General features: G+C 57.0%; 22 protein-coding genes. 9 read left to right on the forward strand and 13 right to left on the reverse strand.

The features are described 5' to 3' along the window. Nucleotides 1-82 precede the first annotated feature (82 nt). From EDF73_RS11880 to glyS, 3 genes are all read left to right on the forward strand, one after another. On the forward strand, nt 83-382 hold the full coding sequence (locus tag EDF73_RS11880) for a YsaB family lipoprotein (RefSeq protein ID WP_132729336.1): 300 nt from the start codon (nt 83-85) through the stop codon (nt 380-382). A 137-nt stretch (nt 383-519) separates the two neighbouring features. Next, on the forward strand, nt 520-1,431 hold the full coding sequence (gene glyQ, locus EDF73_RS11885) for a glycine--tRNA ligase subunit alpha (protein WP_004126458.1): 912 nt from the start codon (nt 520-522) through the stop codon (nt 1,429-1,431). Between the two features lie 9 nt (nt 1,432-1,440). Then, complete coding sequence (gene glyS / locus EDF73_RS11890) at nt 1,441-3,510, forward strand: glycine--tRNA ligase subunit beta (protein ID WP_132729337.1); 2,070 nt, start codon at nt 1,441-1,443, stop codon at nt 3,508-3,510. A 97-nt stretch (nt 3,511-3,607) separates the two neighbouring features. Here the strand turns inward: glyS and EDF73_RS11895 are convergent, their stop codons facing one another. Together EDF73_RS11895 and EDF73_RS11900 are read right to left on the reverse strand one after the other, a co-directional pair. After that, nucleotides 3,608-3,796, reverse strand: a complete 189-nt coding sequence (locus tag EDF73_RS11895) for a hypothetical protein (protein WP_132729338.1) — start codon at nt 3,794-3,796, stop codon at nt 3,608-3,610. Nucleotides 3,797-3,876: 80 nt separating this feature from the next. Then, on the reverse strand, nt 3,877-4,086 hold the full coding sequence (locus tag EDF73_RS11900) for a YdgH/BhsA/McbA-like domain containing protein (RefSeq protein WP_132729339.1): 210 nt from the start codon (nt 4,084-4,086) through the stop codon (nt 3,877-3,879). A 402-nt stretch (nt 4,087-4,488) separates the two neighbouring features. On the opposite strand from EDF73_RS11900, the gene EDF73_RS11905 reads away from it, so the two are divergent. Next, nucleotides 4,489-6,108: an ABC-F family ATP-binding cassette domain-containing protein gene (locus EDF73_RS11905; RefSeq protein ID WP_132729340.1), complete on the forward strand. Its 1,620-nt coding sequence runs from the start codon at nt 4,489-4,491 to the stop codon at nt 6,106-6,108. 117 nt (nt 6,109-6,225) lie between these two features. Here EDF73_RS11905 and cspA read toward each other — a convergent pair whose 3' ends face one another. The 3 genes from cspA to EDF73_RS11920 all read right to left on the reverse strand — a co-directional run bounded on the left by cspA (nt 6,226) and on the right by EDF73_RS11920 (nt 8,589). After that, nucleotides 6,226-6,438, reverse strand: a complete 213-nt coding sequence (cspA, locus tag EDF73_RS11910) for an RNA chaperone/antiterminator CspA (protein ID WP_004868803.1) — start codon at nt 6,436-6,438, stop codon at nt 6,226-6,228. A gap of 260 nt (nt 6,439-6,698) precedes the next feature. Beyond that, nucleotides 6,699-6,989, reverse strand: coding sequence for an HTH-type transcriptional regulator (locus EDF73_RS11915; RefSeq protein WP_132729341.1), 291 nt, complete (start codon nt 6,987-6,989; stop codon nt 6,699-6,701). 241 nt (nt 6,990-7,230) lie between these two features. Further along, entirely contained in the window at nt 7,231-8,589 is a 1,359-nt protein-coding gene (locus tag EDF73_RS11920) for an aromatic acid/H+ symport family MFS transporter (protein ID WP_132729342.1), read from the reverse strand. A gap of 440 nt (nt 8,590-9,029) precedes the next feature. On the opposite strand from EDF73_RS11920, the gene EDF73_RS11925 reads away from it, so the two are divergent. Then, nucleotides 9,030-9,740, forward strand: a complete 711-nt coding sequence (locus EDF73_RS11925; RefSeq protein WP_132729343.1) for a DUF3053 domain-containing protein — start codon at nt 9,030-9,032, stop codon at nt 9,738-9,740. A 96-nt stretch (nt 9,741-9,836) separates the two neighbouring features. On the opposite strand, the gene ghrB is transcribed toward EDF73_RS11925, so the two are convergent. The 6 genes from ghrB to EDF73_RS11955 form a co-directional block, all read right to left on the reverse strand. Continuing rightward, nucleotides 9,837-10,808, reverse strand: a complete 972-nt coding sequence (gene ghrB, locus EDF73_RS11930; protein WP_132729344.1) for a glyoxylate/hydroxypyruvate reductase GhrB — start codon at nt 10,806-10,808, stop codon at nt 9,837-9,839. Nucleotides 10,809-10,831: 23 nt separating this feature from the next. Then, nucleotides 10,832-12,112, reverse strand: a complete 1,281-nt coding sequence (locus EDF73_RS11935; protein WP_132729345.1) for an MFS transporter — start codon at nt 12,110-12,112, stop codon at nt 10,832-10,834. 84 nt (nt 12,113-12,196) lie between these two features. Continuing rightward, entirely contained in the window at nt 12,197-13,135 is a 939-nt protein-coding gene (locus tag EDF73_RS11940; protein WP_132729346.1) for a sugar kinase, read from the reverse strand. Nucleotides 13,136-13,138: 3 nt separating this feature from the next. Further along, nucleotides 13,139-13,888 carry a sugar phosphate isomerase/epimerase gene (locus tag EDF73_RS11945; RefSeq protein WP_132729347.1) on the reverse strand — a complete coding sequence of 250 codons (750 nt, stop codon included), beginning with the start codon at nt 13,886-13,888 and terminating at the stop codon, nt 13,139-13,141. A gap of 110 nt (nt 13,889-13,998) precedes the next feature. Continuing rightward, complete coding sequence (locus EDF73_RS11950; protein WP_132729348.1) at nt 13,999-15,015, reverse strand: LacI family DNA-binding transcriptional regulator; 1,017 nt, start codon at nt 15,013-15,015, stop codon at nt 13,999-14,001. Between the two features lie 123 nt (nt 15,016-15,138). Continuing rightward, complete coding sequence (locus tag EDF73_RS11955) at nt 15,139-15,801, reverse strand: OmpA family lipoprotein (RefSeq protein WP_132729349.1); 663 nt, start codon at nt 15,799-15,801, stop codon at nt 15,139-15,141. 167 nt (nt 15,802-15,968) lie between these two features. On the opposite strand from EDF73_RS11955, the gene EDF73_RS11960 reads away from it, so the two are divergent. Continuing rightward, a complete protein-coding gene (locus tag EDF73_RS11960) occupies nt 15,969-18,299 on the forward strand; it encodes a molybdopterin guanine dinucleotide-containing S/N-oxide reductase (RefSeq protein WP_132729350.1) in 2,331 nt (776 codons plus the stop codon). Here the strand turns inward: EDF73_RS11960 and EDF73_RS11965 are convergent. After that, a complete protein-coding gene (locus EDF73_RS11965; protein WP_132729351.1) occupies nt 18,268-18,708 on the reverse strand; it encodes an N-acetyltransferase in 441 nt (146 codons plus the stop codon). The genes EDF73_RS11960 and EDF73_RS11965 overlap by 32 nt on opposite strands. After that, nucleotides 18,686-19,267, reverse strand: a complete 582-nt coding sequence (gene tag / locus EDF73_RS11970; RefSeq protein WP_132729352.1) for a DNA-3-methyladenine glycosylase I — start codon at nt 19,265-19,267, stop codon at nt 18,686-18,688. Before tag ends, EDF73_RS11965 begins: the two co-directional genes overlap by 23 nt. A gap of 227 nt (nt 19,268-19,494) precedes the next feature. On the opposite strand from tag, the gene EDF73_RS11975 reads away from it, so the two are divergent. The 3 genes from EDF73_RS11975 to eptB all read left to right on the forward strand — a co-directional run bounded on the left by EDF73_RS11975 (nt 19,495) and on the right by eptB (nt 23,639). Beyond that, a complete protein-coding gene (locus EDF73_RS11975; RefSeq protein ID WP_132729353.1) occupies nt 19,495-20,142 on the forward strand; it encodes an autotransporter outer membrane beta-barrel domain-containing protein in 648 nt (215 codons plus the stop codon). Nucleotides 20,143-20,380: 238 nt separating this feature from the next. Continuing rightward, complete coding sequence (locus tag EDF73_RS11980) at nt 20,381-21,583, forward strand: MFS transporter (protein ID WP_132729354.1); 1,203 nt, start codon at nt 20,381-20,383, stop codon at nt 21,581-21,583. Nucleotides 21,584-21,947: 364 nt separating this feature from the next. Further along, entirely contained in the window at nt 21,948-23,639 is a 1,692-nt protein-coding gene (gene eptB, locus EDF73_RS11985; RefSeq protein WP_132729355.1) for a kdo(2)-lipid A phosphoethanolamine 7''-transferase, read from the forward strand. Nucleotides 23,640-23,652: the final 13 nt, after the last annotated feature.

The following is a 23,652-nucleotide window of genomic DNA, read 5'->3' on the forward strand; positions in this document are numbered from 1 at the left end:
GGAGAGATTCGCACAATGTTCGGGTGATTTCACGTAATCTCAATATAACAATTTGCTAACAAGGCGGCTGAGGAACAGGGTGATGAAATATTTTTTTTCTGGACTGATATTGCTCCTCCTTGCGGGCTGCAGCCAGACGCCGAACCAGCCGATGCAAAAAGCACAACGTGCAGGGATTACGCCGCAAATTACCCGCAATATGGAACAACTCTGTAAGGAACAGGCCGCGAAGCGCTACAGCACAAGGGAGCGTATGGTCGACGTCAGTCATTTCGAGCAGTTCCAGGGGAGCTATGAGCTCTCAGGCCTGACTGCGCAGAATGAGCGTTTTATCTGTTCTTTCGACCCAGATGGGCAGTTTTTACATCTTTCTATGCGTTAAACGCGCCCCTGATGCCGCGTGCTGGCGTTAATTTCCGCAATTTTAGTTAAACAACGCCGTTTCGTACTGTATATCTCGCAGTCAGCGGGTATACTGATCCCTTCCTTTAAATCCACACGTATCCAGCACGAAATAATATGCAAAAGTTTGATACCAGGACCTTCCAGGGCCTGATCCTGACCTTACAGGATTACTGGGCTCGTCAGGGCTGCACCATTGTTCAACCACTGGACATGGAAGTCGGCGCCGGCACCTCTCACCCGATGACCTGCCTGCGTGCGTTGGGGCCAGAGCCGATGGCGACTGCCTATGTGCAACCTTCCCGCCGCCCAACCGACGGCCGCTATGGCGAAAACCCGAACCGCTTACAGCACTACTATCAGTTCCAGGTGGTGATTAAGCCATCGCCGGACAACATTCAGGAGCTGTACCTTGGGTCTCTGAAAGAGCTGGGTATGGATCCGACGATTCACGACATTCGCTTCGTGGAAGACAACTGGGAGAACCCGACGCTGGGGGCCTGGGGTCTGGGCTGGGAAGTGTGGCTGAACGGGATGGAAGTGACGCAGTTCACTTACTTCCAGCAGGTGGGTGGCCTGGAATGTAAACCGGTTACCGGTGAGATCACCTATGGTCTGGAACGTCTGGCGATGTACATTCAGGGCGTGGACAGCGTTTACGACCTGGTCTGGAGCGACGGCCCGCTGGGTAAAACCACCTACGGCGACGTGTTCCATCAAAACGAAGTCGAGCAGTCGACCTATAACTTTGAATACGCGGACGTCGACTTCCTGTTCTCCTGCTTTGAGCAGTATGAGAAAGAAGCGCAGCAGCTGCTGGCGCTGGAAAATCCGCTGCCGCTGCCTGCCTACGAGCGTATCCTGAAGGCCGCCCATAGCTTCAACCTGCTGGATGCACGCAAAGCCATCTCCGTTACCGAGCGTCAGCGCTATATCCTGCGCATTCGCACCCTGACGAAAGCAGTGGCGGAAGCGTACTACGCTTCCCGTGAAGCCCTTGGCTTCCCGATGTGCAACAAAAACAAATAAGAGGCGGCCATGTCTGAGAAAACTTTCCTGGTGGAGATCGGTACCGAAGAGCTGCCACCAAAAGCCCTGCGCAGCCTGGCGGAGTCCTTTGCTGCGAACTTTACCGCCGAGCTGGATGCGGCGGGCTTAGCCCACGGCGCCGTTGAATGGTTTGCCGCGCCGCGCCGTCTGGCGCTGAAAGTCGCTAACCTGGCGGCGGCACAGCCCGATCGCGAAGTTGAAAAACGCGGCCCGGCGGTTTCTGCGGCGTTCGATGCCGAAGGTAAGCCGAGCAAAGCGGCCGAAGGCTGGGCGCGTGGCTGCGGTATCACCGTTGACCAGGCCGAGCGCATGGCAACCGACAAAGGCGAATGGCTGCTGTACCGCGCCCATGTGAAAGGTGAAAGCGCGGAAGTGCTGCTGCCAAACATGGTGGCGACCTCTCTCGCGAAGCTGCCGATCCCGAAACTGATGCGCTGGGGCGATTCTGACGTCCACTTCGTCCGTCCGGTTCACACCGTGACCCTGCTGCTGGGTGACAAAGTCGTTCCGGCAACGGTTCTCGGCATCGAGTCCGATCGCGTGATCCGCGGCCATCGCTTTATGGGCGAGGCGGAATTCACCATCGACAATGCCGACCAGTATCCGCAGATTCTGCTGGAGCGCGGTAAAGTGGTGGCGGATTACGCAGCGCGTAAGGCCATGATTAAAGCCGGCGCGGAAGACGCCGCGCGTAAGATTGGCGGTAAGGCCGATCTGAGCGAAAGCCTGCTGGAAGAGGTCACCTCACTGGTGGAGTGGCCGGTGGTGCTGACGGCGAAATTCGAAGAAAAATTCCTCGCGGTACCGTCCGAAGCGCTGGTTTACACCATGAAAGGTGACCAGAAGTACTTCCCGGTTTACGCTGAAGACGGCAAACTGCTGCCGAACTTTATCTTCGTCGCCAACATCGAATCCAAAGACCCGCAGCAGATCATCTCCGGTAACGAGAAGGTGGTGCGTCCGCGTCTGGCCGATGCCGAGTTCTTCTTCAATACCGACCGTAAAAAGCGTCTGGAAGACCATCTTCCGCGTCTGCAGACCGTGCTGTTCCAGCAGCAGCTGGGCACCCTGCGCGACAAGACCGACCGTATTCAGGCCCTGGCGGGCTGGATTGCCGGGCAGATTGGCGCTGACGTTAACCACGCGACCCGTGCGGGCCTGCTGTCGAAGTGCGACCTGATGACCAACATGGTTTTCGAGTTCACCGATACTCAGGGCGTGATGGGGATGCACTACGCGCGTCATGATGGCGAAGCCGAAGACGTTGCCGTGGCGCTGAACGAACAGTACCAGCCGCGCTTTGCCGGCGATGAGCTGCCGTCTAATCCGGTGGCCTGCGCCGTGGCGATTGCCGATAAGATGGATACCCTGGCGGGGATCTTTGGTATCGGTCAGCATCCGAAAGGGGATAAAGACCCGTTCGCGCTGCGCCGCGCCGCGCTGGGCGTGCTGCGTATCATCGTTGAAAAGAACCTGAATCTGGATCTGCAGACCCTCACTGAAGAAGCGGTGCGTCTGTATGGTGACAAGCTGACTAACGCCAACGTGGTGGATGACGTTATCGACTTTATGCTCGGTCGTTTCCGCGCCTGGTATCAGGACCAGGGCTACACCGTCGACACCATTCAGGCGGTGCTGGCGCGTCGTCCGACCCGCCCGGCCGATTTTGACGCCCGTATGAAGGCGGTATCGCACTTCCGTACTCTGGAAGAGGCGTCCGCGCTGGCGGCAGCCAACAAGCGCGTCTCCAACATTCTGGCAAAATCCGACGAGACGCTGAACGATATCGTCCACGCTTCCGTGCTGAAAGAAGCGGCTGAAATCAAGCTGGCGGGTCACCTGGTGGTGCTGCGCGATAAGCTGCAGCCATATTTCGCCGAGGGTCGTTATCAGGATGCGCTGATCGAGCTGGCCTCCCTGCGTGAACCGGTGGACGAGTTCTTTGAGAACGTGATGGTTAACGCTGAAGATCGCGAAGTGCGTATTAACCGACTGACGCTGCTGTCGAAACTGCGCGATCTGTTCCTGCAGGTCGCGGATATTTCGCTGCTGCAGTAAGCGTTTTTCGCATAACAAAAAACCTGCCCTCCGGCAGGTTTTTTTATGGCGGCAGAATGACTCCCTCGCCCGTTCAGCCGCCTTGCGGCGCCTGTCTTTACTGCAGATTGCCCGCGGTCAGACTCTCTTTATCAAAAGCGTGACTGACGTTAATACGGTTCTGATGCAGCGACGTATCCATATTCGCACCGGCTTCCGGTGGCCCGGCGTGCTGCCCGGCGGCCATCACCGCGGATGACAGTGAAGCTGCCAGAAACAGGGCGGTTATCACGCTGATAGTCTTCATTTCAGGTTCCTTCTTCATCGTGTTGTCATTGTCGCCTGTCTGGTCAACTTCCGGCGGCCCGGCAGGAGCGCGGGTGGGGCTTATTTGGTCAGTTCTGCCGTCATATGAACGCGGTTATTGAACTGGGCGCTGGTAATTTTGTATGACGCGCCTTGTTCAGCGGCCTGAGCGGCAATTTTTGCTTCTGCACGATCCAGAGTGGAGGCGGTGGTGCTGATGCTTTGTGCGAATGCACCGAAAGACATCATCGAAAGAACAGAAACTGCAACGAAAGTTTTGATGGATTTCATGGTCATATTCCTTAAGTTTTTTTATCTGGTATAGAGCGTTATTGCTCTGATGTGATAAATGATAGGACCATATTCGGCTGATTAAAATCGGAACAATTTGCGCATCTCATTCAAAAAAATAGAATGAAAATTGAGCGTGTAGCCGCGGGCCATATTACCGATATGGTGTGCCTCGTTGAGGGGGGAAATGACGGTTTCCGACGGCTCCTTTTGCCACGGGCGTACCCCGGTGCGGAAAAAATAATCTTGAAATGGGGGCGTCGGTGTGGCTATCCTATGCCCCGACGAACCCCTCGTCTCACTGAGAGCACCCTGAAAATGGACAAACACACCTGCTGAATTCGGATCCTTGCCAGCGCGATTTGCCGGTAGGGGAAGTATTGATTTCATTCAGGAGTGCTTATGGCCCATTGTGCCCAATCCCCCTCTTTTATTTTGCATCAGGTCACCTGTCAGTTTGCGACGGGAGAGACGCTTTTTGGCCCGCTGACTTTAGCGCTGGAAAATTCGTATTGCGGTCTGGTCGGGCGTAACGGCGTTGGCAAAACCCGTTTGCTGCGTCTGCTGGCCGGTCTGGACGCCCCCTCTGGCGGCCATATCGAGCGTTCCGCGTCCATAGCCTATGTTGCCCAGCAGCAGGCGATTACCCCCCGGACCACGCTGGCCGCCCTGCTGGGCTATCAGCCGGTCTTTGCTGCATTGCAGCGCCTTGAACGCGGCGAGGCGCTGGCAGACGATGTGGATAGCCTGGACGGTTTTTGGGATCTCCCGGAGCGTTTGAGTGCGGCATTCCGGCACGCCGGCTTACCGGCGTTTTCCCCCGATCGCCTCGCCTCGTCGTTCAGCGGTGGCGAACGGGTGAAGGCGTTGCTGTGCGGCGCATTTCTTTCCGCTGCCGATTACCTGCTGCTTGATGAACCGACTAATCATCTGGATCGCCAGGGACGGGAATGGCTATATCAGCAGCTGGAACGCTGGTCCGGCGGGGCGCTTATCGCCAGCCACGATCGTGAACTGCTGGCCAGAGTGCCGCGTATCCTTGAACTCACGCCTGGCGCCTTACGCAGCTATGGCGGCAACTATGCCGATTACCAGCAGCAGCGCGACGCGGAACGGCAGGCGGCTCGCGCGGCGTTGGAACACGCGGCAACCGAACGTCGCCGTACCCGCGCCCGGATGCAAAAGGAACACGATGCCAGCCAGCGGCGCTCTGCACAGACGCTGCGCGTTGTGGATACGCTGAATATCGCCTCTTTTGAACGGGTGAAGTACAAAGGGGCGGCGAAAGAGCGCCCTGGGACGTTACAGCGCCAGCACCGGGAGCAAAATAGTGCCCTAAATGCGGCGGTGATGCAGGCGCGTGAGCGGGTGGAGGAGGAGACGTCGGTGATATTTACCCTTCCAGGGAGCCAGGTTGCCGCCGGTAAACAGGTGTTAGTGCTGGAGTCGCTACAGCTGGCGCATCTGGCAACGTCGCCGCTCGACTGGCGGCTCGATGGGCCAATGCGTGTGGCGTTGCGCGGGCCTAATGGCTGTGGGAAAACCACCCTGCTGAAAACCCTGGTAGGGCTGGAACAGCCCTTATCCGGTGAGTGTCGGCTATCGGTGAACGCGGCCTGGTTGGATCAGCATCTGACGCAGCTGGACCTGTCGCTGTCGGTGATGGCGCACCTTAACCTTGAGGATACGCCGCTGGAGGCGGGCGTGCTGCGTAGCCGTCTCGCCCGGCTGCAGCTAGGGACGGATAAAATCAATCTGCCGCTGGCGGCGTTAAGCGGCGGGGAGCGCTTAAAGGCGGCGCTGGCCTGCGTCTTATGGCGACGTGACGCGACGCAGCTTCTGCTGCTCGATGAGCCGACTAACCATCTTGATTTAGCCTCCACGCAGGCGATAGAAGCGGCGCTGGCGGCATTTCCCGGAGCGATGATCGTGGTGTCGCATGATGTGGCTTTTCTGCAGGGGCTGAAGCTGACCCATTCTCTGGAGTGGCGGGAAGGCGGCTGGCATTTCGCGGCGCTCTGAAGACAAAAAAACCGCCCTCGTTCAGAAGGCGGTTTTATTATTGTCAGATAAAAAAGTCAGATAAAAAAAAATCCCCGCCGTGAGGCAGGGATCTTAAATTCTGAGCTTAATTTAAGCTTACAGGCTGGTTACGTTGCCAGCTGCCGGGCCTTTAGCGCCGCTTTCGATGGTGAAGGAAACTTTCTGACCTTCATCCAGGGATTTGTAGCCATCGTTCATGATAGCGGAGAAGTGTACGAATACATCTTTAGAACCGTCATCAGGAGTGATGAAGCCGAAGCCTTTGTCAGCGTTGAACCATTTTACGATACCAGTCATTTTACCGGACATAGCGAAATACCTTTAAATAATAAATGAACCTTTCGGCGATACGGTCTGGACTACAGATTTGAAGCTATAAAGGGAAAGTTCACTACCGGGGTATCTATGATAACCGCTCAAGGACTACTCTATACTAATGCTCTGTGGTCTGTACATCAAACCTGCGAGCATTAACTCATTTTTGCGGTGCGATAGCAAACGTTTTTTCACAGAAATAAAAACGGTCCCGTATGAGGACCGTAACCAGACCTGATTCTTATTATAGAACTTCAGTCAATAAGTTGCCTTGAAAGCTGCGGATTCGCCTGAATTAAGCGCATTAATTTCAGCTCCGTGGAAGAGGGCTTCACGCGTCTCGACTCCCACTCTTGCACCATCGCCACGCTCACTCCCATGGCATTGGCAAAATCATCAATCTTGAGCCCGGTGCCCTGGCGAAGCTGTTCAAACTCGCTAAATACGGTCTGCTTGCGAGGCGGGGCGATCGTCTGAGAAATATCTTTGAAAACAATTTGTTCCAGGCTGCTAAGCAGTTCAACCACGGGATCTTTATATTCCATTGAGAACTCCTCTCTTACACAGCAATAAGGTAAATGTCATACAGCTTATTAAGAATAGTCAGAAAAAACGCAAATAATGATCACGGGGGTTATTATGTGCATGCGGACTAACTTCTGGCGGCGGAAAATGAAGGAAAATTACCGATAACGTGATGATTAATCACCAGACAGATGGCAATGGAAAATTTTTGTAAACAGTTAAGAAAGCGCTTAGGCCAGCGATTATTCGCTGGCCTGAAGATTACGCCTTTTGCATATTTTTCACTGCGGTTCGCCGGGATACCGGCAGACTTTTGCTGATTTTATATTTCACCAGTAGCGCGAGGGCGGATAAAAACGCCGGAATCGACAGCAGGGTGAAGATAGTGCCGAAGGAGAGCTGGGCCTGCATCAGGAATGCCCCGCTGAAGGCGCCGAGGATCCCGCCAAACCGGCCGATCCCCAACATCCAGGCGACGCCGGTCGCCCGCCCCTGGGTGGGATAAAATCCGGCCGCCAGCGCGGGCATCGAGGATTGCGCGCCGTTCATAATGCTGCCGGCGATAAAGACCATGACACCCATTAAGATCAGGCTGCTGGTCGAGAAGCCCACCAGACAGACGAAAGCGCCGGTCAGCAGCCAGCCGACGGCGACCACTTTATTGGGGTTGAGTTTATCCATCAGCGCGCCGAGGATCAGTACCCCAATCCCGCCGCCCAGCGGAAACAGCGCGGTGATGATCGATGCCTGGCTCATCGAGGCGCCGGTTTCGCGAATCAGCAGCGGCAGCCAGCTGGTCAGTAAATAGAAAATCAGCAATCCCATAAAGTAGGTCAGACATAGCATCACGGTGCCGACGAGATAGCGCGGCGAGAAAATCACCGCCAGCGCCGATTTTTCTTTTACCTGTCCGGCTTCATGCAGCTCGAATTCCACCTGTTGCGGCACGGGGCCGATACGACGCAGAATCGCCGCAATCCGCTGTGCAGGCTGCCGTTTGACGACCAGATAGCGCGCCGATTCCGGCAACAGGAACACCAGCGCCACCGCCAGCAGCAGAGGCATCACACCGCCCAGTATCAGTACGCTCTGCCAGCCGTAATGCGGGATCATCCAGGCCGAGAGAAAGCCGCCCAGCGACGAGCCCATCGGGAAGCCAACGAACATCAGATTTACCAGTAGAGCGCGGCGGCGTTCCGGCGCATACTCGCTCATCAGCGTAGCGGCGTTCGGCATCGCGGCGCCCAGCCCAAGGCCGGTCAGGAAACGCAGCAGCGTCAGTTGATTCAGGCTGGTGGCGAAGGCGGTCAGCAGGCTAAAGCTGCCGAACACCACAATCGACATCAACAGCACCTTCTTACGCCCGATGCGGTCCGCCAGCGGTCCTGCGGTCAGGGCGCCGACGGCCAGACCGACCAGCGCGGCGCTCATCACCGGGCCTAACGCGGATTTTTCCACGCCCCATTCCTGCACCAGGTCAGAGGCAATAAAACCGATGATGGCGGTATCGAATCCGTCCATCGCGACGGTAATAAAACACAAGGCCAGAATCATCCACTGGTACTTCGTAAACGGATGTTCATTGATAAAAGCCTGAATATCGATGGTTGTCTTATTCATACGGCATTCCTGGCAGCCAGAGCGGGGGACGGAGCAGGATTGTCATCCTCTCCCTCGCTGTCGTTAAGGTGATTTGTGCGATTATCGAACGCATCGCCGTTAATCGCTCATTCATCAAAGCATTGAAGCCGAGCTCAGGCAACGCAGGCTGGCCAGGAAGCGTGCGATTATCGTTCTCTTTGGCGGCTTTCTCGCGGGAGGATAAGGTAAAGTTTAATTAAATCAATTTGTTGTGTCTTATTTTTGCCGGATGAACGACGGCGGTAATTGTGATGAGCTTAACAGACGATAGCGCTGACCAATAAAACGCCCTGCACGGTGCTTTTCCTGCGGAAGATTGTCAGGAAAGAGTATCCTGCAAGGCCGACCTGGACTATCCTTGTCAGCGTCTGGCACGTGTGTGTCTGTGTGCGCTTTTTTTGGCTGAAAGGAGTATAAAAATGGCGACAGGAAAGTCCTGCTCTCGCTGGTTTGCGGCTGTTGCGGCCTTATTAATGGTGGTTAGCCTGAGTGGGTGTTTTGATAAAGAAGGCGATCAGCGCAAAGCGTTTATCGACTTCCTGCAAAATACGGCAATGCGTAGCGGCGAACGTCTGCCGACGCTGACTGCCGATCAGAAAAAACAGTTTGGTCCTTTTGTCTCCGATTACGCGGTGATTTACGGCTATTCACAGCAGGTAAGTCAGGCGATGGACGCGGGTCTGCGCCCGGTTGTAGACAGCGTCAACGCGATTCGCGTACCGCAGGACTATGTGACTCAGCGTGAACCGCTGCGCCAGGCAAACGGCGCGCTGGGCGTGCTAAGCCAGCAGCTGGAAAATGCGAAAATGCAGGCCGATGGCGCACACAGCGCGCTGAAGCAGGCTGACGATCTGAAGCCGGTCTTTGACCAGGTTTACAATAAAGTGGTAACCGCACCGGCCAATGCATTGCAGCCGCTGATTCCTGCCGCTCAGGTCTTCACGCAGCAGCTGGTACAGGTGGGTGATTTTATCGCTCAGCAAAATACTCAGGTAAGCTTTGTGGCGAACGGGATCCAGTTCCCGACTTCGCAACAGGCCAGCCAGTACAACACCCTGATTGGCCCGCTGGCTGCCCAGCATCAGGCATTTAATCAGGCGTGGACGGCGGCGGTTAACGCTACGCGCTAACCGTTTCGCTAACCCGGAGGAGGCGCTGGCGCCGATTCCGGGGTTCCGCCCGGCCGAGGCGCTGCTCGGCCGGGTGGCCTCAACCTTGATAAGCCTTTACTTCACCTGCGGATTCACGCAGTTCTTCTCGACGCGCCCCTCGAGGGCATCAATCAGATTATCCACCGCACAGGCCGCCATATTGTAGCGGGTCTCATGGGTGGCTGAACCAATATGCGGCAGGGCGACGACATTCGGCAGGCTGAGCAGCGGAGAGTCTTTCGCCAGCGGCTCGTGTTCGAAAACGTCCAGACCGGCGGCGTGAATTTCTCCCTTCTGCAAGGCGGCGATGAGGGCATTCTCATCAACCACCGGACCGCGCCCGGCGTTAATAAAGATCGCCGAGGACTTCATTTTCGCGAACTTTTCCGCACTGAACAGATGGTGAGTCTCGTCGGTCAGCGGCAGGATCAGGCACACCACGTCAGCTTCCTGCAGCAGGGTATCCAGATCGCAGTAGCGGGCGTTAAAACGTTCTTCCGCCTGCGGATGCCGGCTGCGGGCGTTATACAGGATCGGCATGCCGAAACCGGCGTGCGCCCGCTGCGCCAGGGCCATCCCGATCCGGCCCATCCCGACGATGCCCAGCGTTTTGTGGTGCACATCGGTGCCGAACCAGTCCGCCCCGATGCTTTTGGTCCATTCCCCGGCTTTCACGCGGTTGGCGACTTCCACCACCCGACGCGCGGTGCTCAGCACCAGCGCCATCACCGTGTCGGCAACGGTCTCGGTCAGTACGGTCGGCGTGTGCATCAGCAGCACTTTACGTGCGTTCAGCGCGTCCACGTCGAAGTTGTCATAGCCGACGGAAATCGTTGAGGTCGCACGAAGCCTGGGCATTTTCTCCAGCAACGCGGCGTCGACTTTTTGGCTCGACCCCAGCAGGCCTTCGGCTTGCGCGAAAGCTTCAGCGTGCTGCTGGACGGTTTCCGGGTTCAGGTTTTTCACCTGAGTGACGGTAAAGTGTTTTTCCAGACGTTGTTGCAGGTCGTCGGGAAGCGTTTTATAGAGAATAACGGACGGCTTCATGCGGATCTCCGTAGTCTTAAGGATCAGGCGTGACGAGCGCCAAGCGGAAGTTTTTGATTGTTAGCGGGCTTAACAATTAAAGTAAGCCATACCGAGGCGAAAAGCGCCACTCCCATGAAAATGTACGAGGCCGAAGGGCTGCCGGTGGTGCCGTTGAGGTAGCCAACAAACCATGAGCCAAAGAAGGAGCCTAAGGCGCCCATGCTGTTGATCAGGGCCATTGCGCCACCGGCAACGTTACGCGGCAGCATTTCCGGAATGATGGCGAAGAAAGGGCCATATGGGGCGTACATCGCCGCACCGGCAATCACCAGCAGCGTATAGGAGGTCCAGAAGTGGTTAGCGCCAACCGCCCAGGAACCGATGAACGCCAGCCCGCCGATCAGCAGCAGCGGCCAGACGAACAGTTTGCGGTTCTGCATTTTATCCGAAGCCCAGGAGACAACGATCATCGCGATGGTCGCAGCCAGGTAAGGTACCGAGGAGAGCCAGCCCACTTCCACCATGCCCATATTGACGCCGCCGCTGCGGATAATGGACGGCAGCCACAGGACGAAGCCATACACGCCGATGCTCCAGGCGAAATACTGCATGCACAGCAGAATCACGTTGCGTGAGCGGAACGCCTCTCCGTAGTTGCGCACGGCTTTGATTCCCTGCTGTTCGCTTTCCAGCTGCGCCTGCAGGGCGGCTTTTTCGCTCTCCGCCAGCCAGTTGACCTGCGACGGTTTATCTTTGACCAGCACCCACCAGCAGAAGGCCCACAGCACCGCCGGAACGCCTTCAATGATAAACATTTCACGCCAGCCGAAGGACTGAATCAGATAGCCGGATACCACCGACATCCACAGCACCGTCACCGGGTTACCGAGGATTAAGAAGGTATTGGCCCGCGAACGTTCGGATTTGGTAAACCAGTTACTGATGTAAATCAGCATCGCCGGCATGACCGCCGCCTCAACCACGCCAAGAATAAAGCGGATAGCCGCCAGCGCCGGAATATTGTGCACCATCCCGGTCAACGAAGCGCAGGCGCCCCACAGGATCAGGCACACGAAAATGAGTTTCCGTACGCTGCGGCGTTCGGCATAAATTGCCCCCGGAATCTGGAAGAAGAAATAGCCGAGGAAAAACAGGGCGCCCAGTAACGACGAGATCCCTTTGGTAATGCCTAAATCTTCAGTAATGCCCGCTGCCGAAGCAAAGCTGAAGTTTGCGCGGTCGAGATACGCCAGGCTATACGTGATAAACACGATAGGCATGATGTACCACCAGCGTTTGGTTGCATTGGTTGAGCTGTTCATAGGCTTGCCTCTAAAGTTGAGGTTCATGACGCCGCCGCCGTATGTAGGGTACAGGGGAGGCCGTTATCATTATGCTGATCTGGGTTACTCGCCCAGCGCCTCGCGCGTAGGTAATCCTTCGCTGTCCCCCTGGACCTGAATGGCCAGCGAGCCAATCTTGTTACCGCGTTGTACCGCCTGATGCAGCGATCTGCCTTCCAGCAGCGCGCTAATCACCCCCACGGCAAAGCCATCGCCGGCGCCCACGGTATCGACAACGTTATCGACTTTTATGGCCGCGACCGCGCCCTGTTCGCCAGCGGCCGTTTTAAACCAGGCGCCGTCGGCGCCGGTTTTAATCACCACCGCCTGAACGCCGCGGGTGAGATAGAAGTCAGCGATGCCTTCCGGCGTCTGCTGACCGCTGAGGATCATGCCCTCTTTTAACCCAGGCAGCACCCAGTCGGCCTGGAAGGCGAGCTGATTCAGCTTTTCCACCATCTCGGCTTCGCTTTTCCACAGCACCGGGCGCAGGTTGGGGTCGAAGGAGAGCGTTTTCCCCTGGGCTTTCATCGTCCTGGCGGCATGATCCAGCAGGGCGTATGAACTGTCAGACAGCGCGGCGGCCACGCCGCTTAGATGCAGATGGCGGGCGCTGGCGAAGTAATCGGCATGGAAGTCATCCGGCGACAGATGGCTGGCGGCAGAGCCTTTGCGGAAATATTCCACAATGGGATCGGTTCCATTTTCGACTTTGGATTTCATCTGAAAGCCGGTGGCGTAACGGCTATCCTCGGTAACGCCGCGCGCATCGATGCCCTCTTTTGCCAGCGCATGGCGGACAAAGCGCCCGAAGCTGTCCTTGCCGACGCGGCTGACCCAGCCGACGTTCAGCCCCAGGCGAGCAAGGCCGGTGGCGACGTTCAGCTCAGCGCCTGCGACACGCTTCATAAAGTGTTCAACGTCAGCCAGGTCCCCGGTTTCGGCCGCGACAAACATGGCCATCGCTTCGCCGATGGTGATGACATCTAATTGGTTTTCCATGGCTTACTCCTCGCGTAACAAATTCACATAGCGGCGGGTCACGGCCGTCAGGTCATGACCCTCCAGCGGAAATTCGATACCGCGCGGGGCATCGGCCGGCAGGTCGTTAAGCAGCGCCAGCCAGCGTGCTGACGCCTCATCGGGAGGAACGGCGCGATACTGCTCATGGTGTGGTTCCGCAGCCTTGACGTGGATATAGCTAACGGCGGGGGCCAGATAGCGGGCGGCCTCTTCCGGCGAATCACCGACCCACAGCCAGTTGCCCATATCGAAGGTCAAGGTGATCGGCAGCGCATTCACCCGGCAGCTGGCCTTAAAGCGCTGCATCGGCGCCAGCTGGCCGCAGTCGGTCTGGTCATTTTCGACCACCAGCGCCATGCCGCTTTCCTGCAGGGTGCGGCGCAGCCTCTCCAGTTCATGGTTGTGGGTGAAGTGGCCGAGAGAGAGTTTCAGCCACAGGGCGTTGAGGATTTGCGCTTCCTGCAGTAAGGCCGACAGACGCGGGTTGAGCGAACCATCGACTTCAAACAAAGCTTCCGGGGCGGAATAGCAGGCCAGCAGGTTGTGGCGTTCAATGTTTGCCGCCAGCTCTGGCAGCTGATTAAGCTCGTCAGCGCTGAATAATTCGCGGCGGATTTCCACGCCGTCGGCGCCGGATCCGGCGATAAACGGCAGGACAGCGGACTGCCCGCCAAGTGCTTTAACGCGGTCGTAACCATAAGCGGCGGTCACGACAATGATTTTTCTGGCCATCTGACAAACTCCCGGTAGCGCTGTAGCGAATCTCTCTATTACGCTAGATGGTACCGGTTCCAAAGGAAAGGGGCGGATGTCTAATTTATGATCGCCATCACGAAGGACGATTAACGGGAGGTGGAACCGCGGACGATCAGCTCGCCGGAGAAGACCCGCTCGCAGATGGGGTCATTAGTGCCTTCAATCCGGCGCACCACCTGCTCCACCGCGGCGTAGCCAATCTGCCAGGTGGGCTGTTTGAGAGTGGTAATGCCGACCCCTGCCAGCTCCGCCCATTCCAGCTCGTCGAAACCGAGCAGGCCTATATCGCTGCCCCAAATCAGGTCGACCCGTTTAAGCGCGCGCGCGACCTGTAACGTCAGGGCGCCGTTGGCGGAAATCACCGCTTTGCGCATGCCGCGATGGCGGGAGTGAAACTGGCGCAGAACGCTATCCAGCATCGCGCCGTCGTTCAGCGGGACTTCGGCGTTCTCGGCCACGACGCCGGTGTGGCGCTGGAGGGTGGCGCGAAAAGCGCTCAGGCGTTCGCGGCGCGTGTTCACCGAGCCGAGCGGTTCGCTGAGGAACAGCAGGGCTTCAAAGCCTTTTTCCACCAGATGTTCGGTGGCCGTGGTGGCGGCCTGGGTATTGTCCAGACCGACGACATCACAGGCGAAGTCGGGGATTTTACGGTCGATAAGCACCATCGGCAGCGCCGACTGCTGCAGGCGGTTAAGTCCCTCTTCACGCATCCCGACGGCGTTCACCACGATCCCCTCGACCTGGTAGCTGCGCAGCAGGTCAAGATAGTGTAGCTCCTGGTCCAGCTCGTTGTTGGTGTTACACACCAGCAGGGTAAAGCCCTTTTCGCGACAGGCGGCTTCGATCCCGCTGAGCACATTGACGGAGTAGGGGTTGGTGATATCGGCGATGATCAGGCCAATCAGCCGGGTACGACCATGCTTCAGGCCGCGGGCCATCAGGCTGGGGCGATAGTTGAGCTCGGCAATCGCTTTTTCAATGCGCGCCAGCAGGTCATCGGAAAGCAGGTGCTTTTCGCCGTTGAGGTAGCGTGAAATGCTGGTTTTTCCGGTCTTTGCGGCTTTCGCCACATCGCTGATGGTTGCTCGCGCCGCTTTCGCCATGATGGCTTCCTTTGCTGAAATCTGCACAACACCTTAGCGCGAAAATTCGCTATATCAAGCATTTTGCCCGGCAGACGACCTTTTGCCGGGCGAAGGAGACGAGGCCAGGACCGGCCACCGCTGTTACTGAAGCGGGCTGAGGGTGATTTCTACGCGACGGTTCTGCGCTTTTCCTTCCGCAGTGCTGTTGCTGGCAATCGGATTCGCCGGGCCCATGCCGCTGGTGCGAATACGGTTTGCCGCCACGCCCTGAGTAATAAGAGCGCTGGCGACGCTCTCTGCGCGCTGCTGCGACAGGCGCATATTCAAATCCTGACCGCCGGTGCTGTCGGTGTAACCCACGACGTTAACGGCGGTTTTAGCGTACTCTTTCAGCACCATGGCGACGCCGGTCAGGGTATTCGCACCGGCCGGTTTCAGGTTGGCGCTGCTGCTGTCGAAGGTGACGTTGTTTGGCATATTCAGCACGATGTTATCGCCATTTCGCGTCACGCTGACGCCGGTTCCCTGCATTTTCTCGCGTAATTTCGCTTCCTGCACATCCATGTAATAACCGGCGCCGCCGCCCAGCGCTGCCCCGGCCGCCGCGCCAATCAGCGCCCCTTTGCCGCGATCTTTCTTCGACGAGGAGAGGGCGCCTATGCCCGCGCCAACCAGTGAGCCGATCCCGGCGCCGATGCCGGATTTTCCTGCTTCTCGCTCGCCGGTATAGGGGTTGGTGGTACAGCCAGAAATCGCCAGTGCGCCGCTAACCACAGCCGCAATCATGAGTACGCGTTTTTTCATGTTATTTCCTTAATCCTTTTTATTCTTTGTCACCGCACGCGTGACGGTTGATTATGACGCCCGGATGCGGAGAAAATTCCCCGGATAATCTCTCTTTTTGTAAATAACATTGAACGGTTACCTGACAGACCGTCATAACACCTGCATTCGCTGACCAGGAGCTCGCTTTGCCAACCTCATCTGCAACCGAAACGATCTTAACCGCGGCCCATTGGGGACCTATGTTGGTTGAAACAGATGGTGAAAATGTCCTCTCTTCCCGCGGTGCGCTGGAGACCTCTTTCACCAATTCCCTGCAAACCGCCGTACGTGACCAGGTGCACAGCAAAACCCGCGTGCGCTACCCGATGGTGCGGAAAGGTTTCCTGGTTTCGCCGGAGAGTCCGCAAGGCGTGCGTGGCCAGGACGAGTTTGTGCGGGTAAGCTGGCAGGAGGCGTTGGATCTTATCCATACCCAGCATCGGCGGATTCGGGACAGCTACGGCCCGGCATCCATTTTTGCCGGTTCTTACGGCTGGCGTTCTAACGGCGTACTGCACAAGGCGGCGACGTTATTGCAGCGCTATATGAGCCTGGCGGGGGGATACACCGGCCATCTGGGGGACTATTCCACCGGCGCGGCGCAGGCGATCATGCCGTATGTGGTGGGCGGCAATGAGGTTTATCAGCAACAAACCAGCTGGCCCATGCTACTGGAACACAGCGATGTGGTGGTGCTGTGGAGCGCCAACCCGCTGAATACGCTTAAGATTGCGTGGAATGCCTCCGATGAACAGGGGATACCGTGGTTCGATCGGCTGCGTAAAAGCGGCAAGCGCGTGATCTGTATCGATCCTATGCGATCGGAAACCGTCGATTTCTTTGGCGAAGCCAGCGAGTGGATCGCTCCTCATATGGGTACCGACGTGGCGATGATGCTCGGCATCGCCCATACGCTGGTTGAGAACGGCTGGCAGGACGATGAGTTCCTCGCCCGCTGCACCAGCGGCTATGACATTTTCGCCCGCTACCTGACCGGCGAGAGCGACGGCACGGCGAAAACCGCCGGCTGGGCTGCGGAGATTTGCGGCGTTAGTGAGAGTAAGATCCGTGAACTGGCGGCCTTATTCCACGAAAATACGACCATGCTGATGTCCGGCTGGGGGATGCAGCGCCAGCAGTTTGGCGAACAAAAACACTGGATGCTGGTGACGCTTGCGGCGATGCTGGGGCAGATTGGCACGCCGGGCGGCGGCTTTGGCCTGTCGTACCATTTCGCCAACGGCGGCAACCCCACCCGTCGGGCGGCGGTGCTGGGCTCCATGCAGGGGAGCGTGGCGGGCGGTACCGATGCGGTAGAAAAAATACCGGTCGCGCGAATCGTCGAAGCGCTGGAAAACCCGGGCGCCGCCTATCAGCATAACGGCATGGATCGCCACTTCCCGGATATCCGGTTTATCTGGTGGGCGGGCGGCGCCAACTTTACCCATCATCAGGATACCAACCGGCTGATCCGCGCCTGGCAGAAACCGGAGCTGATCGTCATTTCAGAGTGCTTCTGGACCGCCGCGGCCCGTCATGCCGATATCGTCCTGCCGGCCACCACCTCGTTTGAACGCAACGATATGACCATGACCGGTGATTACAGTAACCAGCATCTGGTGCCGATGAAGCGGGTGGTTGCCCCCCGGGATGAAGCTCGCGATGACTTTGACGTCTTTGCCGATCTCAGCGAGCGCTGGGAAGCCGGGGGACGGGCGCGTTTTACCGAGGGGAAAAGCGATCTGCAGTGGCTGGAAACCTTCTACCAGATCGCCGCGCAGCGGGGAGCCAGCCAGCAGGTGACGCTGCCGCCCTTTGAGCAGTTCTGGCAGGCTAATCAGCTGATAGAAATGCCGGAAAACCCGGAAAACGCCCGCTTTGCCCGTTTTGCCGCTTTCCGTGCCGACCCGCAGGCTAACCCGCTGAAAACCGCCAGCGGAAAAATCGAGATTCACTCGCCGACGATTGCCGGTTTTGCCTACCCCGATTGCCCGCCGCACCCGATGTGGCTGGAGCCCGATGAGTGGCACGGCAATGCCCAGCCGCAACAGCTGCAGCTCCTTTCCGCACATCCGGCGCATCGTCTGCATAGCCAGCTGAATCAGACATCGTTGCGCGACCAGTACGCCGTTGCCGGTCGCGAGCCGTTAACGATTCACCCGCAGGATGCGCAGGCGCGGCAGATTGCCGACGGCGATGTGGTGCGGGTGTGGAACTCGCGCGGTCAGGTTCTGGCCGGGGCGGTAGTCACGGAGGGGATTCGGCCAGGGGTTATCTGTTTGCATGAAGGGGCGTGGCCCGATCTCGACCCGCAGGCGGGGATCTGCAAGAACGGCGCGGTGAACGTGCTGACCAAAGATATCCCTACCTCGCGGCTGGGCAACGGCTGCGCTGGCAATACGGCGCTGGCGTGGCTGGAAAAATATGCGGGGCCCGCGTTGCCGCTTACGGCGTTTGATCCGCCGGCCAATGCATAATCCAGGTCGGCTGTAGCGTGTCGTCCTGCCATGCGCAGTCTTCTATCCGGAAGCCTTGCGCATGGTAAAAATTCACCGCCTGGACGTTTTTTTGGTACACCTCGAGGCTGAGCCAGGCGTAGTGCTGTTTGACCTCGTCCAGCAGCGCGCGGCCGATCCCCTGGCGGATAGCCTTCGGCGCGACGAAAAGCGCGCCGATAAAACGTGACTCCAGCACGCTGATGAAGCCTTTTATCTCTCCGTCCTCTTCCCATGCCCAGGTGCTGGCGGCAGGCAGATAGACATCGCGTACCACCGCGACGCTATCGTGCCAGTACGTTTCATTGATAAAGGGATGCGCGTGAATCGTGCTTTCCAGCCACAGCGAGAGCAGCTGATGGCTATTTTTAGCGTCCCACTTGCGGATCATCCTGGCCTCCGGGGTGGCAAAAACAGCCTGTCACATGGTCGTTGACCAGACCGCAGGCCTGCATAAAGGAGTAGCAGATCGTTGAGCCGACAAACTTAAAGCCGCGCTTTTTCAGCGCTTTTGACAGCGCATCGGAGGCGGGGGTGGTGGTCGGAATTTCCGCCAGCGTCGCCGGATGGGAGATCTGTGGCTGATTGTCGACAAAAGACCAGACGAAATCAGCGAAAGCGTCGCCGTTTTCTTCCATCGCCAGGAAGGCGCGGGCGTTGCCAATAATGGCCTGAATTTTCCCGCGATGGCGAATGATACCGGCATTCTGGAGCAGACGTTCAATATCGGCGTCATCCATGGCGGCGACGCGAACCGGATCAAACTGATGGAAGGCCTGACGATAGTTTTCTCTTTTTTTCAGTACCGTAATCCACGACAGCCCGGCCTGCTGGCCCTCAAGACAAATCATTTCGAACAGCTTACGGGCATCTCTTTGCTCAACGCCCCATTCGCTATCATGATACTGAATATAGAGCGGGTCCTGGCTTACCCATCCGCAACGTTGCATGTCTCTCTCCCTTTAGTCATAAAACTTACCTGCTCGCCTTGACGGCTGAAAGATAAAGATAATAGTTAATACAGGGATACCACTCCCCAATATACCCACCCTTTTTGATGTTGCATGTGCACTAGCCGCATTCGCTCGCCTAATCACATTATTCGGGTATTCAGGGCCGCACATCCCATAAAAAACACAGCAACAGCGCCTGTTTGGCTCTTTATGGAGTCGCATTAATGATAATAAAGAAATGCAATGGTCTCCGGGGGGGATTTCTCCCGGCGTGCGTCGCCGTCTGGGCTGCGTTGGCCACGAGCGCCAATGCCTGGCAACAGGAATATATCGCTATCGATACCAAAAGTAATACCCCTGAACGCTATACGTGGGATAGCGATCACCAACCCCGTTATGAAGATATCCTCGCGGAGCGGATGAATACCTCTGGCGACCTGCCCGGCATGGCGTTGAATCAGGCGCTGGCGCCCCCGGATAGCGGCCATGGGATGAGCGTGGGCTGGAATTTTACCCTGGCGAATGGCGTCACCTCCGGGCCGGTGGCCAGTCTGCGCAGCGATGCAATATCGCCGCCCGTCGTCCGTCGTGCGCCAGAAAGCCCCTATGTGAATACGCTGGGCTGGCGGATGGATTATCAGGCGCTGTGGGGCGTGCATCCCTGGGCCCAGGTGAGCTACAACCAGTCGCTCTCCGCGGATCCGATTGGGGCTGCTGGTCGGGCGCAGGACGGCTCCTGGCGCGATGTGACCCTGGGGGCGGATATGTCACTCAATTCGCACCTTGCGGCGTGGGCGGCGTTGTCGCAGGCGGATAATGTGCCAACGGGGGCGAATTATCTCTATGTGATGGGCGTCAGCGCCAACTTTTAGCGTTTTGTAGCATGTAAGATACGCGCATGTTACTTAAAAAACACAGTGTTGATGCATTGTTGTGAGGTAGTGGGTACTAACTTAGCGCGACTAATTTTATGCGCAGCCGTTTTTCAATGTCATTCATTCCGGCATTCCGGCATTTCATTCCTCGCTGGCGGCATTTCATGCCTTTTTTCGCCAGGCGCTCGGCGGGCTTCGCTATTGTGGCGGCAGTTAATTCTTCAGGATATCTGCTATGAACGCTGCAAACAGTCAATATACCCGCTGGCTTACGCTAGCCGGCACGATCGTGACACAATTCGCGCTGGGATCGGTTTATACATGGAGTTTGTTCAACAGTTCTCTTTCCGCAAAGCTGGGCGAACCGGTAAGCCAGGTGGCTTTCTCCTTCGGTCTGTTAAGCCTCGGTCTGGCGTTATCCTCTTCCGTCGCCGGTAAATTGCAGGAACGCTTTGGCGTTAAACGCGTCACCATGGCCTCCGGGATTCTACTGGGGCTCGGTTTTTTCCTCACCGCCCATTCGAATAGCCTGATGATGCTGTGGCTGAGCGCGGGCCTGCTGGTGGGGCTGGCGGACGGCGCTGGCTATCTGCTGACGCTCTCCAACTGCGTGAAGTGGTTCCCGGAGCGTAAAGGGCTGATTTCCGCCTTTTCCATTGGCGCCTACGGCCTCGGTAGCCTCGGTTTCAAATTTATCGATACCCATCTGCTGGCAACCGTTGGGCTGGAGAAAACCTTTATTATCTGGGGCGCGATTGTGCTGCTGATGATTGTTTGCGGCGCAACATTGATGAAAGATGCGCCGAACCACACCGCCGCCTCCCACAACGGCGTGGTGGAAAATGATTTCACGCTGGCCGAGTCGATGCGTAAACCGCAGTACTGGATGTTAGCCGTGATGTTCCTGACGGCCTGTATGAGCGGTCTGTATGTCATCGGTGTGGCAAAAGATATTGCCCAGGGGATGGTTCATCTGGATGTCGCGACGGCGGCGAATGCGGTGACCGTTATTTCTATCGCCAACCTGAGCGGCCGTCTGGTTCTGGGGATTCTGTCGGATAAAATCTCCCGTATTCGGGTGATTACCATCGGTCAGGTGGTTTCGCTGGTCGGCATGGCCGCGCTGCTGTTCGCGCCGCTGAACGCCATGACCTTCTTTGCCGCCATCGCCTGCGTCGCCTTTAACTTCGGTGGCACCATTACCGTGTTCCCGTCGCTGGTCAGTGAATTCTTCGGTCTGAATAACCTGGCGAAAAACTACGGCGTGATTTATCTGGGCTTTGGTATCGGCAGCATCTGCGGGTCGCTGATTGCGTCACTGTTTGGCGGGTTCTACGTGACCTTCTGCGTTATCTTCGCCCTGCTGATTCTTTCCCTGGCGCTCTCCACGACCATTCGTCAGCCAAAAAGCGACGTTTATAGCGAGGCGCATGCCTGAAGGCGCAGCATGCCTGGCCTGAAGCACTCATTTCCTTAACGAATAGTGCCAATCCAACCAAATGTTTTGTAAATGTTTGGTTGGATCACATTCCCTCCTGGTACTTTTTCCTTCCTCTGTGGTCTACTTAGCGCGCTTTGTAGAGGTTTCTTATACTCTCCGTCCTTCAACCTGCCTTATTGTTGACTGCGCCACTGACCTCAGTCACTTACTTGAGTAAGCTCCAGAGGGTTCACGGGCCTGTCGCCGCAAGGCATCTCGAAAGGGTTTGAGTAGTTAATCAACCTGAACGCACTCTATTAACCTGCTCGCTTATATTGCGTAAGCAAGGTGGTTTTATCTCTTCTTTTTCCAGGTTTCATGCATGAAATATATTAGAACGATGACGCAGCAGAAGCTCAGTATTTGGCTGGCGCTGTACATCGGCTGGTTTATGAACGGTGCTGTGTTTTTCCGTCGTCTCAACGGTTATGCGCAGGAATTTACCTTCTGGAAAGGGCTTTCCGGAGTTGTGGAACTGGTTGCGGCCGTACTGGTGACCTTTTTTCTGCTGCGTATCCTGTCGCTGCTGGGCCGGCGCGTCTGGCGAATATTAGCCACCCTGGTCGTTATTTTCTCCGCTGCCGCCAGTTATTACATGACCTTCCTGAATGTGGTGATTGGCTACGGAATCATTGCGTCGGTGATGACGACGGATATTGACCTGTCCCAGGAGGTGATCGGTTGGCATTTGATTCTGTGGCTGGTGCTGGTGAGTACGCCGCCGCTGCTGCTTATCTGGAATAACCGCTGTCGTCACACCCTGCTGCGGCAAATTCGCACTCCTGGCCAGCGGATGAAAAATATCGCTATCGTCGTGCTGGCCGGTTTAATGGTCTGGGGCCCGATTCGCCTGCTCGAGCTGCGACAGAAGAACGTTGAACGCAGCTCAGAGGTTGATATGCCGAGCTACGGCGGAGTGATTGCCAACTCCTATCTGCCGTCAAACTGGCTCTCCGCGCTGGGGCTGTATGCCTGGGCGCAGGTGGATGAGTCCTCTGATAACAAGTCATTGATCAATCCGGCAAAGAAATTCACCTATGTGGCGCCGGAAGGGCTGGATGACACCTACGTGGTGTTTATCATCGGTGAGACCACCCGGTGGGATCATATGGGCATTCTGGGCTATGGCCGGAATACCACGCCAAAGCTGGCCCAGGAGAAAAACCTGGTCGCCTTCCGCGGGTATTCGTGCGACACCGCGACCAAGCTCTCCTTGCGCTGCATGTTTGTGCGCGAGGGCGGGGCGGAAGATAACCCACAGCGGACGCTGAAAGAGCAAAACGTCTTTGCGGTCCTGCATCAGCTGGGCTTTACCGGCGATCTGTACGCCATGCAGAGCGAGATGTGGTTCTACAGCAATACCATGGCGAACAGCATTGCCTATCGCGAGCAGATTGGCGCGGAGCCGCGTAACCGCGGTAAGAGCGTGGATGATATGCTGTTGGTGGATGAAGTGAAGCGTTCGCTAACCAAGAATACTCAGGGTAAGCACCTGATCATTCTGCATACCAAAGGGTCGCACTTTAACTATACCCAGCGTTATCCGCGCAGCTTCGCGCAGTGGCAGCCGGAGTGCGTGGGCGTGGACAGTAAATGTTCGAAAGCGGAACTGATCAACTCTTACGATAACAGCGTGACCTACGTCGATCACTTTATCGTCAGCGTGCTGGATCAGCTGCGTGATAAGAAAGCGATAGTGTTCTACGCGGCCGATCATGGCGAGTCCATCAATGAGCGTGAGCACCTGCACGGTACGCCGCGCAATATGGCGCCGCCGGAGCAGTTCCGGGTACCGATGATGGTGTGGATGTCGGATAAGTATCTGGAAGCGCCCGATCATGCCGCTTCTTTTGCCCGGCTCCAGCAGCAGGCGGCGATGAAAGTGCCGCGTCGCCACGTTGAGCTGTACGACACCATCATGGGCTGCCTCGGCTATACCTCGCCAGATGGCGGGATTAATGAGCATAACAACTGGTGCCGCGTTCCTGATGCGAGCAAAACAGCGAAGAAATAAGCGGAGTGGCGAG

Origin of the sequence: Klebsiella sp. BIGb0138, from assembly GCF_004342285.1 — a bacterium.
Lineage (GTDB): Bacteria > Pseudomonadota > Gammaproteobacteria > Enterobacterales > Enterobacteriaceae > Klebsiella.

What these genes read in the sequence shown, in the direction of transcription:
- EDF73_RS11880 (WP_132729336.1), top strand. Translation starts at nt 83, where the DNA reads ATGAAATATTTTTTTTCTGGACTGATATTGCTCCTCCTTGCGGGCTGC.
- glyQ (WP_004126458.1), top strand. Translation starts at nt 520, where the DNA reads ATGCAAAAGTTTGATACCAGGACCTTCCAGGGCCTGATCCTGACCTTA.
- glyS (WP_132729337.1), top strand. Translation starts at nt 1,441, where the DNA reads ATGTCTGAGAAAACTTTCCTGGTGGAGATCGGTACCGAAGAGCTGCCA.
- EDF73_RS11895 (WP_132729338.1), bottom strand. Translation starts at nt 3,796, where the DNA reads ATGAAGACTATCAGCGTGATAACCGCCCTGTTTCTGGCAGCTTCACTG.
- EDF73_RS11900 (WP_132729339.1), bottom strand. Translation starts at nt 4,086, where the DNA reads ATGAAATCCATCAAAACTTTCGTTGCAGTTTCTGTTCTTTCGATGATG.
- EDF73_RS11905 (WP_132729340.1), top strand. Translation starts at nt 4,489, where the DNA reads ATGGCCCATTGTGCCCAATCCCCCTCTTTTATTTTGCATCAGGTCACC.
- cspA (WP_004868803.1), bottom strand. Translation starts at nt 6,438, where the DNA reads ATGTCCGGTAAAATGACTGGTATCGTAAAATGGTTCAACGCTGACAAA.
- EDF73_RS11915 (WP_132729341.1), bottom strand. Translation starts at nt 6,989, where the DNA reads ATGGAATATAAAGATCCCGTGGTTGAACTGCTTAGCAGCCTGGAACAA.
- EDF73_RS11920 (WP_132729342.1), bottom strand. Translation starts at nt 8,589, where the DNA reads ATGAATAAGACAACCATCGATATTCAGGCTTTTATCAATGAACATCCG.
- EDF73_RS11925 (WP_132729343.1), top strand. Translation starts at nt 9,030, where the DNA reads ATGGCGACAGGAAAGTCCTGCTCTCGCTGGTTTGCGGCTGTTGCGGCC.
- ghrB (WP_132729344.1), bottom strand. Translation starts at nt 10,808, where the DNA reads ATGAAGCCGTCCGTTATTCTCTATAAAACGCTTCCCGACGACCTGCAA.
- EDF73_RS11935 (WP_132729345.1), bottom strand. Translation starts at nt 12,112, where the DNA reads ATGAACAGCTCAACCAATGCAACCAAACGCTGGTGGTACATCATGCCT.
- EDF73_RS11940 (WP_132729346.1), bottom strand. Translation starts at nt 13,135, where the DNA reads ATGGAAAACCAATTAGATGTCATCACCATCGGCGAAGCGATGGCCATG.
- EDF73_RS11945 (WP_132729347.1), bottom strand. Translation starts at nt 13,888, where the DNA reads ATGGCCAGAAAAATCATTGTCGTGACCGCCGCTTATGGTTACGACCGC.
- EDF73_RS11950 (WP_132729348.1), bottom strand. Translation starts at nt 15,015, where the DNA reads ATGGCGAAAGCGGCGCGAGCAACCATCAGCGATGTGGCGAAAGCCGCA.
- EDF73_RS11955 (WP_132729349.1), bottom strand. Translation starts at nt 15,801, where the DNA reads ATGAAAAAACGCGTACTCATGATTGCGGCTGTGGTTAGCGGCGCACTG.
- EDF73_RS11965 (WP_132729351.1), bottom strand. Translation starts at nt 18,708, where the DNA reads ATGATCCGCAAGTGGGACGCTAAAAATAGCCATCAGCTGCTCTCGCTG.
- tag (WP_132729352.1), bottom strand. Translation starts at nt 19,267, where the DNA reads ATGCAACGTTGCGGATGGGTAAGCCAGGACCCGCTCTATATTCAGTAT.
- EDF73_RS11975 (WP_132729353.1), top strand. Translation starts at nt 19,495, where the DNA reads ATGATAATAAAGAAATGCAATGGTCTCCGGGGGGGATTTCTCCCGGCG.
- EDF73_RS11980 (WP_132729354.1), top strand. Translation starts at nt 20,381, where the DNA reads ATGAACGCTGCAAACAGTCAATATACCCGCTGGCTTACGCTAGCCGGC.
- eptB (WP_132729355.1), top strand. Translation starts at nt 21,948, where the DNA reads ATGAAATATATTAGAACGATGACGCAGCAGAAGCTCAGTATTTGGCTG.